This is a genomic window from Bacillus sp. FAU18 (assembly GCF_056033885.1).
Window position 1 is genome coordinate 1395414 of sequence record NZ_JBVYHZ010000003.1, and the last position, 12625, is coordinate 1408038.

Below are 12625 nucleotides of genomic sequence, written 5' to 3' on the forward strand. Positions count from 1 at the left end.
AGCCCCCTCATTCAAACAGAGTTTCTGCAATATTTCGGACGGCCGCTTTTTCCCGATCATCATCAAGCTTTTCTACAATTCCCCGCTCAATGGCACGACGCGGCGGAATATAAGCAGCTAAATCACATGTATCGATTAAAGCTCTGATGGATGCCGCTTCTTCAGACACCTGTCCGTTATTGGCCTGAACGATCAAGTCAGAGGAAAGCGTGATAAATCTGTCAATCAATTTCTCGTCTTTCAAGGCTGACTGAGACATGAGCACTTGTTTCAGCAGCTCGCCTTTAATATAAGGCACATCAATGATGACAAAACGGTTTTTCAACGCTTCATTCAGAGGAACAGTTCCGACATAGCCTTCATTGATGGCTGCAATGACTCCGAAACCGCTTTTAGCCCGTATGACCTCGCCTGTAAACGGATTTGTCATCATTTTTCTGTAATCTAATACACCGTTTAAAATAGGCAGTGTTTCCGGCTTCGCCATATTGATTTCATCTATATAAAGAAAATGGCCTTCCTTCATTGCCTTTGTAACAGGTCCTGAAACAAACTCGATTGTCGCCTGGCCAGATTGATTTTCAATCGTTTTATAACCGACCAATGCCTCAGCGTCCAAGTCGACTGAACAGTTGACGCTGTGCATCGGTTTATGAAAATAGCTGGACAATGTTTCTGCCAGCTTTGTTTTTCCTGAACCTGTAGGCCCTTTCAGCAGGACATTTTTTCCCATGGCTAATGCAATAATAGCGTCAAATAAAATGGCTTCATCCTCCGCCTCATAGCCTGATGTTCCTATAAGCGATTGAAACTCTGGGGAAATAGGCTGCTCTTTATATGATAAAAGCTTTTGTTGTATATCTTCCGGCAATGTTAAGTGCTGTAGTTGAGTTGTCATAGACAGATTCCCTTTCCTATTCATATTCCATTAACGAGTATACTAAAAAAGCCCCTGTATGCTCAATACAAAAGGGCTTGGATGATATTACTGCTTCTCGTTATTTCCCAAAAGGGCTCCGCAGACAATACGCGCACCGGAATTGCCGCTTGGGTTTGTCAGATAATCGTCGGCTTGTTCATGAATAATAAATGCACTTCCGTCCTCGTCGAGAATATTTAGTTTACTTCCTTTTTTCAGTGAAGTGTCAGGCGCATTCATAATGACATCTACCTTTCCATCAGCACCGACTTCAAGGTTCGGCAGATCTCCGGCATGATGCCCCATCGGATTGTTGAAGCCGTGTTCTTTGTTCAGTGGATTAAAGGGACCGCCCGCTGATTCAAAATCTGGCCTGACACAAGAACCTTTCTCATAAATATGAAAACCGAGAGAAGCACCTGGACGCAGGCTGTTTGCGGAAATATGAATATCGAGGCCTTCATCATCTGATTCTTTGATCTCTATAAAACCGACTGCTTTCCCTTCACGATTGACCAGCTGGACATGATGACCAAACGCTGACGTTTCAACCACTTTTTTTTCCGGCACCCGGTTAGGAGGGTCTGGAGGTTTTTTTTGTCCGCATCCGGCAACTCCCAGTGCCGTCAGCATCATCAACAGCAAGAGACGGTACATACTGTCTCCCCCTTGTTTTTTCTAACAGTGTGGTCAATCATGGTCTGGTATAAACAAAAAAGCCTATAAAAGGCTTTTTGTCATACTCATTTTTAAAAATAACTTCTTGCGCCCAAGTACCGCTGTTTCCAATACGAATTGCTGAGATTGGAAATGTCGACGCCCGATGAGCTTGCATGAATAAAATCACCGCCGCCTAGATAAATCCCCATGTGAGACGGGCCGGATTTATATGTGGTAAAGAAGACAAAGTCTCCTACTGACGGCTGGCTGACTTTCTGCATGACATTCCAATATCCTGCCGTACTCAATCTTGATATAGATGATACATTATTAATGAGGTAATAAATGAAGCCGCTGCAATCAAAACCGGCAGGCGTGTTTCCGCCCCATCGGTAAGGCACTCCGACATATTTTTTCGCTTCCGTTATCATTCTGTCAATCTTCGAACCTATTTGAATGTTTGACCCTGAGTTATCTTTTGGCTTTGTTGGCTTTGTCGGATTTGAAGGATTAGATTTTGATGCTCCCGAAATAGTCAGAACCTGCCCGATTTGCAGCACATCCGATGATAAATTGTTTTTATCACGGATGCTTTGGACAGTGACTCCGAGCCGATTTGCAATTTTCCACAGCGAATCGCCTGCTTTTACCTTGTACGTCGTTGTTTTTGAGGGATTGGAGTTTGACGGCTTTTTGGAACCGCTGTTTCCGTTCTTAGGTGAACTGCTTCCTTTTATTTTGAGCACTTGTTTAGGATAAAGTGTATCTGATGTTAAGCCATTTAAGGTTTTTAATTCAGCTACAGTCATATTTAAGCTGTTTGCGATTTTCCACAGTGAGTCACCAAGCTTAACCGTATATGTACTTTTTGAAGAACCTGAAGAATTGGAACCGCTGTTTTTCTTTGATCCATTTGATCCGCTTGAACTGCTTGTCCCTTTGATCTTAAGCTTTTGCCCCGGACGAATCAGGTCACTGCTCAGGCTGTTTAAGCTTTTAAGCTCAGAAACACTCATTTTATGATTTTTAGCAATCATCCATAGGGAATCACCATATGCAACTGTGTATGTTGATGTTTTGCTTGAGTTAGATGGGGATGTCGTGCTTTTTTTGCTGCTTTCAGGAACCTTAAGGCTTTGTCCGACATAAAGCACTGTTGATTTCAATTTGTTTTCGGATTTCAGAGCTGATATTGTCGTATCATACTGGCGGGAAAGTTTCCAAAGAGAGTCACCGCTTTTTACTTTTATCGTTTTTGCTTCCGCGGGTGCTGCGGCCATCGACGACCCAACAACTGCAGAAACAGCCAAACCGGCTACAATCTTCTTTTTCATTCATTCAACCTCCTAAACTGTTTTTTTTGCAAAAACAGCTAGTATTTTGTTTCCAAAAATGGCACACAACTGTTTTATCGTCAATTTTTCAGCAAGTTAAACCCTTTTCAAACATTTGGCAGCATTTTCAGCATCATTCGACCTTTTAACCTTTAAATAAACACCTCACATTTTACATAAGGAGGATATGTTTTTCGAAAGTCTAAGGAACTATTTAAGCGAGGGTAAAAATGATGGTTTTCTATTGATGAACGAAGCAGTTTCTCCTCCTTTCTTGTCTATTTTTCTAATCAATTCTCTATCGGCGTGTCAAATCCCTTCCTCTGCATTCTTATGAAATGGCAAAAAGCCTGTTCTTTCGATAAGAACAGGCTTTTACACTATGCATTTGCTGATTGAGTTTTTTGTTTTACAGCTTCAAGAATGCTATCGGCCGCTTTTTTAGAGCCGCCTGCCGCTTTCAGTGATTGTCCAATTTCTTTTGCCTTTTCAGCATACGAACGATTATTCATTACTTCTTGTATCGTCTCTTTCAGAAGGCTTTCAGATAATTCTTCTTTTTTTAACACTTTTCCTGCACCGACTTTTTCCACCTGATCTGCGACAACAAATTGGTCGCCTCCCATCGGAATGACAACGAGCGGGGTTTCAAAATACAAACCTTCACTTGTACTGTTCATTCCGCCATGGGTCACAAATAAGCTGGCTCTTTTCAATATCTCAAGCTGAGGGACATACGGGCGTACAATGAAATTCTCCGGAATGTCGTTTAACTCACTTGTTTTAATATGCTTGCCGATGGAGAGCACAACTTTACCGTCAAAGTCCTTACACACTTCAAGGCATTGATTAAAAAACTGCTTTTGATTATTAAAAATGGTTCCCATTGAAATAAACAGCACGTTTTCATTGTCAATCTGATCAAATGGGAAATCATTGTTTCCGGCTCTTTCTGTAATGGAAGGACCGACAAATACATATCGCTCGCCAAATTGCTCAGCCAGTGGCTGAAATCCCCTTGATGTAAAGACGATTGTCAAGTCACCATCAGCTAAAAAAACATCAAATGGCTTCTTGATCTCTGCTTGAAAATCAGCATTTAACGTTTCTGCAAGCTGCTGGTATGATTCATAATGAGGCGAATCTTCAAGTGATCCTTTCATGTACGCTCCCATCATTTCCTTCGCAAATTCCTCATTCATCGCAAAGGTTGTACACAATGAAAATCTTGGCAGCTTCAGCATGTTGGCAATGACTTTACCCGCGAGAAGATGGTGATCATATATGACGTAATCATACGATTCATGTTTGACTTCCTCATAAATATGAGTCGCGATATCCTTACAGGCTTTCAAAAAAGCGCAGAGCATTTCTGTGAAATCTCTTTCTTCATCGCCGGTTGCGTTTTTCCCGTAGTAATCTCCCCTGAAATCATGATACTCACGAAACTCTATATCAAGAGCTGTGATTTTTTCTTTATATTCCTTCACTGCGTAGTACGTAATGTTTTCTCCCCGGGATTTCAGCTCCTTCATCACACCGATAGATGGATTAATATGCCCTTCACCGGGGAAACCGATCATTAATACATTAGCCATGCGGCAGCCACCCTTCCTTTAAAAATTTATGTAATATTCTATACGGTACTATAAATACATAAACAGGTAAAGTATTTCACTTAATTAATATTCATCACATATAACTTTTCTACCAGTTTATATTTCCTGTCTTCAAGACAAAAAGCATTCAGCTTGAAGCGAATGCTTTAATAAAGATGCGAATTCAGTCATTTTGTCTCATGATAGGATTCTTAATCAGGCCCTTTTTATTATTTTTACGTTCTTGGTGAAATTAACGGATATAATACACCGTCTTTGGCAAACGACATCTTCCCTGTTTCCTCTGAAACCACGAGCACCAGTGCATCCGTATATCCCGACATACCAAGAGCCGCCCGGTGCCGGGTTCCCAGATGGATATCCACTTCCTTCGTCGTCAAAGGGAGCACATTGGCTGCTGACACAAGTTTATTTTCCCTCACCAATAAAGCGCCGTCATGAAGAGGGTTTCCGGGAAAAAAGATGCTTTCAATTAATGAAGAGCTGATCTCGGCGTGTAGGGAGGTGCCTTTTTGAATAAAATGTTCAACCGGGTCTGCTCTTTCAATCACAATTAAAGCTCCATGCTTATGTTCCGATAAGGCTTTAATCGCCTTGGCCAGCTCAATAAATGCCGGCGTAAATTCCTCAATGTATGATTGCAAATAAAAGGAGGATGCAATCCCCTGCATGTCCTGAAAAACGTGCCCCAAATCATCTAATTCACAAAGAAGGCACTGGTCTTTTTCGTGAAGCGTTTTCAAGATTAGAGATGCATCACCTAATATTTGCTCTAAGTACACCTGTATTTTCCCCTTGAACGCATTTTCTGATATCTGCTCATAGCGCATAGCCTTCATCTCCTGTTCAAATTTCCAACTTTTCACGAATGCTTATCTTATTGATGCACATTCTATTGGTAAAGGAGGGATGTAAAGAATGGAAATCGAAAGAATCATTCAGTATATTTGCACCTTTTTAGGCGTGATTTCGCTTTCTTTTATTTATGCCCAAATGTTTAGAAAAACGAAACCGACAAAAAAAGAATAGGCCCGGCGTTCATTGCTTTTTATACATAAAATGTTATAATTTCTCTCGTTATGAAAAAGAAACGGAGATCAATGTATGATAGAAACTCAAAACGCCCGGGAAAAAATCAAACAGCTTTTGCACATTTTAATACCGATATTCATTACCCAAGCGGGGCTTTCTCTAATGACTTTTCTAGATACGGTGATGTCAGGGAAAGTCAGCCCCGCTGATTTAGCGGGTGTCGCGATTGGCTCAAGCCTTTGGACCCCTGTTTACACAGGACTGGCAGGTATATTAATGGCGGTCACCCCGATTGTCGCTCAGTTATTAGGCGCCGAGAAAAAACAGAAGATCCCCTTTACTGTTTTACAGGCTGTATACGTGGCCGCGCTTCTTAGCATCGCCGTTTTAGTGATTGGATATGCTGCAGTTGACCTTATTCTTGGCCGATTGAACCTTGATATTCACGTGCATCAGATTGCTAAACACTTTTTAGGCTTTTTATCACTGGGAATTTTCCCTTTATTTGTTTACACCGTGTTGAGATCATTCATCGACTCATTAGGAAAAACGAGAGTCACCATGATGATTACACTCAGTTCTCTTCCGATCAATTTTGTATTGAATTATGTATTTATCTTCGGGAAGTTCGGAATGCCGGCACTTGGGGGTGTCGGCGCGGGGCTGGCATCCGCGTTAACTTATTGGTGTATCTGCATCATCAGTTTTTTCATTATTCATAAAAACGCACCGTTTTCTGAATATGGGATTTTCCTTACCATGTATAAGTTCTCTTGGAAAGCATGCAAAAACTTGCTCAAAATCGGGCTGCCTATTGGGTTCGCCGTGTTTTTTGAAACGAGCATTTTCGCAGCTGTCACGCTTCTCATGAGCCATTTTCATACAGTGACCATCGCGTCCCACCAGGCAGCCATGAATTTTGCGTCTCTTTTATATATGCTGCCGCTCAGCGTATCCATGGCTTTAACAATTGTTGTCGGGTTTGAAGCTGGTGCAGCCCGTTTTAAGGATGCACGCTCATATAGCTTAATCGGCATCATGATGGCGATCGGCTTTTCTTTGTTCACTGCCGCCTGTATCCTTTTATTCAGAGAGCAAATTGCGGGCATGTACACCTCTGACCCCGATGTGCTCCGGCTGACACAGCACTTTTTAATTTATGCGCTATTTTTTCAGCTTTCCGATGCTGTTGCCGCACCGATCCAGGGAGCACTCAGAGGGTACAAAGATGTGAACTATACGCTTGCGGCCGCTTTTGTCTCTTACTGGGTCATTGGCCTTCCGGTCGGTTATATGGTCGGTACGTTTACAAGCCTCGGTGCATTCGGCTATTGGATTGGATTAATAGCAGGACTCGCCGCCGGAGCAGTTGGGCTGTTTTTCAGGCTGGCAAAACTGCAAAAACGTTATTCTCAAAAACAACACATTTAAAAGAGGTGATCAATCATGGCAAAAAACAAAAAATTATTCGAGTATCTTTCCCAGCATGCGGAAACCATCAGTTCAACGTGGTATGAAACAATCGAGGAGACTGATCCCAATTCCATTTATGCCTCAACAGACCCTGTTGTCATTCACAATTTAAAGAGCCAGAATCTTGCCTTTAACTATAAAATAAACCGTATTTTTATAGATGATGAGGACGTATACTTGCCTATACTGAAAGAATGGGCCTTTGAAGTCACACAGGATCAAGAGCATTTAAAAACTCCTATCCACTATATTATTCGGGAGTTTGTCAGAGTGAGAGATTTATATGTTTCCTATGTGAAAGAATTTGTCCATCTCAATCAGGATACTGTGAAAAGCGAAGAAGCCGAAGACCTGTATCACGCCCTTATAAAAGCGTTTGATCTTGTGATTCATATTTTTATAGAAGAAATGTACAAAAACACAAGCCTTCAGCTTCAGGCCCAAAAAGATATGATTACTGAATTGAGCGCTCCGGTCATCGTGCTGTTTCACAGCGTCGGACTGCTGCCTTTAATCGGAGATATTGATACAGTCCGCGCCAAGCTGATTATGGAAAACACACTGCATCAATGTGCGAAAAAAAAGGTGACACAACTGTATATTGATTTGTCAGGAGTAGCTGTGATTGATACGATGGTTGCCCATCAGCTGTTCAGTCTGATTGAGGCGCTTCGTTTAATCGGTGTTTCTTCAACTTTGTCTGGAATCCGTCCGGAAATCGCGCAAACAGCGGTTCAGCTAGGTTTGTCTTTCGAAGGTATTTCCTTGAGATCCACTCTCGCTTCAGCAATTGCATCGGACTTAAAATTAAAAAAGGTATAAGGCTTAAGGCCTTATACCTTTTTGATTAATCATTCCATTGATACGTCCAATATATTTCTTCTTCAAACCATGTTGCCATAACAGGTTCATTATTTTTCAATTTCTCTTCAAGCTCTCTGAGCATGCCTTCTGTTTGTGTGCGGTGAGCTCTTAACGCATTCATTTTAATATCAGCTACTTCTTTGATATCAAGTACGACATCAGCTTCGCCGAGAACCTCTTCTCTGTTGCGGGTAATGGCCATGCAGATTGTACGCGGACGGTCTTCTTTCTTTTTGCGATATAATGCACGGATAACCGCTTCCCCGCATGCATCATGGTCAGGGTGCACACCGTGTCCGGGATAAAATGTGACAATTAAACTTGGTTTTACATCATCTATGATCTCTTCCATGATATCAGCTAAATACTCATCGTCTTCAAATTCGAGCGTTTTGTCACGGAGTCCAAGCATACGAAGGTCATTGATATCCATTTCTTTGCAAGCGTTGATGAGCTCTTGTTTTCTTAGCAGCGGCAACGTTTCACGATTAGCGAAAAATGGATCGCCCATATTTCTGCCCATTTCACCTAAAGTGGCGCAGGCATACGTAACGGGAATGTCTTTTTTTCTGTTTAAGGCAATTAGACCTGCCACTCCATATGATTCATCATCAGGGTGAGGCAGGATTACTAGTACATGTTCTTTCATTATTATTCACCCTTTTCTTTAAACTGTGAACGGTTTTTCGCTGATTTGCAGAGAAATAGCCAGTTTACCGCCCGGCAGATGTCCCGCCATTAATAAACGGTTTTCTTCATCTACCGTGTATTCAGTCAAGCCTTCAGCATAAATCCAGCCTTCTTCTGTTTTCAAGCCAACGCGGTAAGGCCCGTTACCTTTGATTTTTGCCTGATGATAAGTGACTTTTGCATTGCGGATATACGCAACAACTGTCATGTTCTTTTCATTTAAATGCGCTGAATAAGAACCTGTGGTGGTTTCTAAATGGATATATACAGGGCGGTCCGCATATCGTTCTAAAGATGCTTGCACATCTTCTTTTATGATCGCTTTCATGATTGCTCCCCTCTTTCTTCTTTTAAATACTCTGCACGTTCTGTATGTAATTTGACCAGCTGATATTTCACAGCCGGTTCGAGCTGTGAATTCACAATGCGCTGAATCGCGGCAAAATATTTTTCCAGCATCGGTTTTCGGAGTCTTGGATGTGTTCGTCTATCCAAGAGCTCAAGATCAATCGCCTCTGCTACCGCTTCTGCGTCATTATGTGCGAGAGATCGGTTATTCCAAAGTGAAGCATAGGCTTTCACTATCTCTTTATCATTGTCCATCGTCTTGCTCCTTTATGTCTTACATACATGAAATGATTATACATAATATATGCATCAGCTGAAAAGCCAAAGGCCTCAATGGCTTTTTGACGCCCGTTTCCACTTCACTTGTGAAAACGTAAACAAGAGCAGCGCAGCCCATATACAGCTGAATGTAAAAGCCTTCGAGCTTGAAAATGGCTCATGGTAAACAAACAGCCCGATCAGCAGGGTAATGGTCGGCGCAATATATTGTAAGATACCGACTTGATACAGCGGCAGCCGTTTCGCTCCTTCCGCAAACAATAAGAGCGGCAAAGCCGTAAACACACCGGCCAAAAAGAGAAGCAGCCACGTCCCTCCGCTTTCTGCACCCGCTGGCTGAACATGTCCGCTGAACAGCAAATACCCCAATGCAATGGGCATAATCATGAATGTTTCCAGCGTTAAGCCGATGGCGCTCGGCAGGCTTGTTCTTTTTTTGCTTAACCCGTATAGCCCAAAACTGAATGCCAGCAGAAGCGCAACATAAGGAATGGAGCCGTATTGGAACGCCGAGATGATGACACCGGCTGCCGCAATCGAAACGGCCACTAATTGCAGGCGATTCAGTTTTTCCTTTAAAAATAAAATCCCAAGGAGCACTGATACAAGCGGATTAATGTAATAGCCAAGACTAGCCTCAAGCAAAAAGCCATGGTTGACAGCCCATATGTATACAAACCAGTTGATCGAAATCAGGATAGAGGCAAGAAATAAAGAGAGGATCCCTCCGTTCTTTTTCAGAGAGCGCAGCTCCTGCCATCCTATTTTCCATTGCCGCAAGAAAAAAAGTACGATACACATAAAAACAAAAGACCATATAATACGATGAGCCAAAATATCAAGAGCCGGCAGCTGTTCGAGAAGCTTCCAATAGAGCGGAAACAGGCCCCACATGATAAAGGAAACGGCTGTGTAAATAACGCCTTTTTTTGTTTCTGAATATTGCATTTATATCCCTGCCTTTCTTTAGAGCATCTTATATTATATCACGTGAAAGATCTGGCGGGCATATACTATTTTGTCCGTGAAGAAAGGATGTGAAGACAATGTTTGAGTGGAACAAGTACTTTCCTTTCCACAATCAATTTTCTAAAGAAGCATTAAAAAAAGCTGATCCGAAAGAAGTTGAAACGTATGTCAATCGTGTGATGGAAAGTGTGTTCGGCAGTGATTATGCGGCTCAATTTCCTTTCCGCGATCCTCTCCCCCAAAAAGAACAGCCCGCCAAACCTGATGCAAAACCTGATGTCAAACCTGATATTGATATATTCGAAACTGCAGACCATGTGTTTGTAAAGGTGCCAATCAGCGAAGAATGGCTGGAACAAGTGAGAATCAAACACACATCTCACGAATTATGGTTGGAAAACTTCCCAAGAGCAGATCATCCGAAAAAAGTAAACCTTCCTTGTTTAGTCAAACGCAAAGGAACAAAAGCCGTCTATAAGGATGGCCTTCTGGAAGTCATGTTTCAAAAGCAGCAAGACTACAATATGTCCGAGGTAGAAATCATCCGATAAAAAACGGCCTGCAATCGATGCAGGCCGTTTTTATTAATAGAAGCCGGGATATCCCCCGTATGGCCCGCCGGCACCAAAACCGTACGGTCCGCCTCCGTATCCATAAGGGCCAGGAGGATAGGCATAGGGACGAGAATAGTTAAACAGCGCACTCCCGAGAAAACCGCCTAATAAACCGCCGACTAGAGGAGCGCCAAACAAAAAAGGACTACGCGCCGGATATCCGGCTGGACTTGGGATTCCGCGATAATACGAATGATGAGGGTACATGATTTTTTCCTCCTTTATGTCTGCCTATACGTAAAGTATTCAACAAAGAAGAAAAACGATTGGGCTACGGACTGTCTATGATTGTTACATCACAAGCCCTGCCAATAACACACAGCCTAGCCCTGTAACCGAAAGAACTGTTGTAAGCAGCGTCCAGGTTTGAAATGTTTCTTTCATGCTCAAGCCGAAAAATTCCTTTACCATCCAAAATCCTGCATCATTTACATGACACGCAATGACACTGCCGGCTCCTGTTGCAAGCACCATTAACGCGGGGTTTACACTGCCAGCCTCCATAAGCGGAGCTGCCATTCCCGCGGTGGTAAGCGCAGCCACGGTAGCAGAGCCTAGACACAGACGCAGAACCGCGGCGATGGTCCATGCAACGAATAGCGGCGACATGTTTGTTTGACGGAAAAAATCAGCGACATAATCGCCGACCCCGCCGTCAATCAGCACCTGTTTAAACGCTCCTCCCCCTCCTATGATGAGCAGCATCATCGCAATTTGCGAAATTGATTCTGAAATAGATCTGCTAATTTCCTGCATAGATATTTTACGGGCATATCCCATCGTATAGAGTGCAAGCAACAGCGAAATGAGCATTGCCGTTCCCGGAGTGCCGATAAATTCTATAATGTCTTTTCCTTTTGAATGTTCACTCAATAATAAAGAAAAAACTGTTGCCATTGCCATAAAGATAACCGGGAATAAAGACGTGACAGCACTGATCGCAAAGCCCGGTGTTTCATCCAGCTGAAATTCTTTCCTCGGTCCTAACCCCGATAAGTTTCCATGCTTTTGATATGCACCAGGAAACCGTTTCATCGCAAATTTATTAAATAAAGGCCCGGCAATCACAGTTGTCGGAACAGCGATAGTGATTCCAAAAAGCAGCACCTGGCCAATATGGGCACCGTATGCAACTGAGATAGCAGTTGGAGCAGGATGCGGGGGCAAAAATCCGTGAGTAACATTTAAGGCGGCGGCCATCGGGATTCCCAGATACAGAAAAGGCATTTTTAATTCTTTAGCAATCGCGTAAACAATCGGTATCAACAGAACAAGACCCACTTCAAAAAACAGCGCAACACCGATGATAAAAGAGGCAACCACAACCGCCGCCTGTATTCGTTCCTTCCCGAATTTATCAATCAGCGTAATGGCAATCCGGTAGCCGCCCCCAGCATCTGAGACAAGCCTCCCGAGCATCGCGCCAAGTCCAAACACTAAAGCTAAATGCCCCAGCTGCCCGCCAATTCCAGTCTCAATTGAAAGAACAATTTTATTGATATCCATTCCAAGTCCGATGGCTACTAAAAATGAAACGACAATCAGTGAGACAAAGGTATTTAATTTTACTTTAATAATGAGAAATAACAGAATCAGCACTCCGACAGCTACAATTAAAATCGGCATGGTACCCCTCCAAAAGTGTTTTATATGATTCTCGCGACAATGTTTTGGCGCTTTTCATGCCTAGATGAACAGAAAACGTTTTCATTAATAACTAAAAACGTCTTGGTTATATGATTGTTATCTTTTGATCAACTAATATGTTCATACTAATCTCCTAATCAATGACTGTCAATCGTTTTTATGAGCTTGTCTCGATTA

General features: G+C 42.5%; 14 protein-coding genes. 3 read left to right on the top strand and 11 right to left on the bottom strand.

The window, feature by feature from the left end:
- Positions 1-7: 7 nt before the first annotated feature.
- From AC0OMU_RS07145 to cdaS, 5 genes are all read right to left on the bottom strand, one after another.
- Positions 8-922 carry an AAA family ATPase gene (locus AC0OMU_RS07145; protein ID WP_010886530.1) on the bottom strand — a complete coding sequence of 305 codons (915 nt, stop codon included), beginning with the start codon at positions 920-922 and terminating at the stop codon, positions 8-10.
- A 63-nt stretch (positions 923-985) separates the two neighbouring features.
- Positions 986-1576 (bottom strand): superoxide dismutase family protein, encoded by a 591-nt coding sequence (locus tag AC0OMU_RS07150; protein ID WP_015251895.1) that lies wholly within the window; start codon positions 1574-1576, stop codon positions 986-988.
- A gap of 92 nt (positions 1577-1668) precedes the next feature.
- Complete coding sequence (gene cwlS, locus AC0OMU_RS07155; RefSeq protein WP_004399265.1) at positions 1669-2913, bottom strand: D-gamma-glutamyl-meso-diaminopimelic acid endopeptidase CwlS; 1245 nt, start codon at positions 2911-2913, stop codon at positions 1669-1671.
- A 380-nt stretch (positions 2914-3293) separates the two neighbouring features.
- On the bottom strand, positions 3294-4511 hold the full coding sequence (locus AC0OMU_RS07160) for a macrolide family glycosyltransferase (protein WP_015383874.1): 1218 nt from the start codon (positions 4509-4511) through the stop codon (positions 3294-3296).
- A 236-nt stretch (positions 4512-4747) separates the two neighbouring features.
- Positions 4748-5371 carry a cyclic di-AMP synthase CdaS gene (gene cdaS, locus AC0OMU_RS07165; RefSeq protein ID WP_080030734.1) on the bottom strand — a complete coding sequence of 208 codons (624 nt, stop codon included), beginning with the start codon at positions 5369-5371 and terminating at the stop codon, positions 4748-4750.
- 265 nt (positions 5372-5636) lie between these two features.
- Here cdaS and AC0OMU_RS07170 point away from each other — a divergent pair, with 265 nt between their 5' ends.
- Both AC0OMU_RS07170 and rsbRC read left to right on the top strand, forming a co-directional pair.
- On the top strand, positions 5637-6995 hold the full coding sequence (locus tag AC0OMU_RS07170) for an MATE family efflux transporter (protein ID WP_015383875.1): 1359 nt from the start codon (positions 5637-5639) through the stop codon (positions 6993-6995).
- 15 nt (positions 6996-7010) lie between these two features.
- Positions 7011-7859, top strand: coding sequence for an RsbT co-antagonist RsbRC (gene rsbRC / locus AC0OMU_RS07175; protein ID WP_014480032.1), 849 nt, complete (start codon positions 7011-7013; stop codon positions 7857-7859).
- Positions 7860-7884: 25 nt separating this feature from the next.
- Here the strand turns inward: rsbRC and bshB2 are convergent, their stop codons facing one another.
- The 4 genes from bshB2 to rarD form a co-directional block, all read right to left on the bottom strand.
- Complete coding sequence (gene bshB2 / locus AC0OMU_RS07180) at positions 7885-8550, bottom strand: bacillithiol biosynthesis deacetylase BshB2 (RefSeq protein WP_003231215.1); 666 nt, start codon at positions 8548-8550, stop codon at positions 7885-7887.
- Positions 8551-8568: 18 nt separating this feature from the next.
- Positions 8569-8919: a YojF family protein gene (locus AC0OMU_RS07185; protein WP_003231213.1), complete on the bottom strand. Its 351-nt coding sequence runs from the start codon at positions 8917-8919 to the stop codon at positions 8569-8571.
- A complete protein-coding gene (locus tag AC0OMU_RS07190; protein ID WP_015383876.1) occupies positions 8916-9194 on the bottom strand; it encodes a hypothetical protein in 279 nt (92 codons plus the stop codon). Before AC0OMU_RS07190 ends, AC0OMU_RS07185 begins: the two co-directional genes overlap by 4 nt.
- 75 nt (positions 9195-9269) lie before the next feature.
- Positions 9270-10166, bottom strand: coding sequence for an EamA family transporter RarD (rarD, locus tag AC0OMU_RS07195; protein WP_015383877.1), 897 nt, complete (start codon positions 10164-10166; stop codon positions 9270-9272).
- A gap of 98 nt (positions 10167-10264) precedes the next feature.
- On the opposite strand from rarD, the gene AC0OMU_RS07200 reads away from it, so the two are divergent.
- Positions 10265-10738, top strand: coding sequence for an Hsp20/alpha crystallin family protein (locus AC0OMU_RS07200; protein WP_015383878.1), 474 nt, complete (start codon positions 10265-10267; stop codon positions 10736-10738).
- A gap of 33 nt (positions 10739-10771) precedes the next feature.
- Here AC0OMU_RS07200 and AC0OMU_RS07205 read toward each other — a convergent pair whose 3' ends face one another.
- Both AC0OMU_RS07205 and AC0OMU_RS07210 read right to left on the bottom strand, forming a co-directional pair.
- The gene (locus AC0OMU_RS07205; protein WP_015483340.1) at positions 10772-11008 is read right to left on the bottom strand and encodes a hypothetical protein; all 237 of its coding nucleotides are present in this window, start codon (positions 11006-11008) and stop codon (positions 10772-10774) included.
- 84 nt (positions 11009-11092) lie between these two features.
- A complete protein-coding gene (locus AC0OMU_RS07210; RefSeq protein ID WP_474241025.1) occupies positions 11093-12427 on the bottom strand; it encodes a gluconate:H+ symporter in 1335 nt (444 codons plus the stop codon).
- Positions 12428-12625 lie beyond the last annotated feature (198 nt).

Excerpts from the sequence above, each read along its gene's own strand:
- AC0OMU_RS07205 (WP_015483340.1), bottom strand. The coding sequence starts at position 11,008 with ATGTACCCTCATCATTCGTATTATCGCGGAATCCCAAGTCCAGCCGGA.
- AC0OMU_RS07200 (WP_015383878.1), top strand. The coding sequence starts at position 10,265 with ATGTTTGAGTGGAACAAGTACTTTCCTTTCCACAATCAATTTTCTAAA.
- rsbRC (WP_014480032.1), top strand. The coding sequence starts at position 7,011 with ATGGCAAAAAACAAAAAATTATTCGAGTATCTTTCCCAGCATGCGGAA.
- AC0OMU_RS07185 (WP_003231213.1), bottom strand. The coding sequence starts at position 8,919 with ATGAAAGCGATCATAAAAGAAGATGTGCAAGCATCTTTAGAACGATAT.
- AC0OMU_RS07210 (WP_474241025.1), bottom strand. The coding sequence starts at position 12,427 with ATGCCGATTTTAATTGTAGCTGTCGGAGTGCTGATTCTGTTATTTCTC.
- AC0OMU_RS07170 (WP_015383875.1), top strand. The coding sequence starts at position 5,637 with ATGATAGAAACTCAAAACGCCCGGGAAAAAATCAAACAGCTTTTGCAC.
- bshB2 (WP_003231215.1), bottom strand. The coding sequence starts at position 8,550 with ATGAAAGAACATGTACTAGTAATCCTGCCTCACCCTGATGATGAATCA.
- cdaS (WP_080030734.1), bottom strand. The coding sequence starts at position 5,371 with ATGAAGGCTATGCGCTATGAGCAGATATCAGAAAATGCGTTCAAGGGG.
- AC0OMU_RS07150 (WP_015251895.1), bottom strand. The coding sequence starts at position 1,576 with ATGTACCGTCTCTTGCTGTTGATGATGCTGACGGCACTGGGAGTTGCC.
- cwlS (WP_004399265.1), bottom strand. The coding sequence starts at position 2,913 with ATGAAAAAGAAGATTGTAGCCGGTTTGGCTGTTTCTGCAGTTGTTGGG.
- rarD (WP_015383877.1), bottom strand. The coding sequence starts at position 10,166 with ATGCAATATTCAGAAACAAAAAAAGGCGTTATTTACACAGCCGTTTCC.
- AC0OMU_RS07145 (WP_010886530.1), bottom strand. The coding sequence starts at position 922 with ATGAATAGGAAAGGGAATCTGTCTATGACAACTCAACTACAGCACTTA.
- AC0OMU_RS07160 (WP_015383874.1), bottom strand. The coding sequence starts at position 4,511 with ATGGCTAATGTATTAATGATCGGTTTCCCCGGTGAAGGGCATATTAAT.
- AC0OMU_RS07190 (WP_015383876.1), bottom strand. The coding sequence starts at position 9,194 with ATGGACAATGATAAAGAGATAGTGAAAGCCTATGCTTCACTTTGGAAT.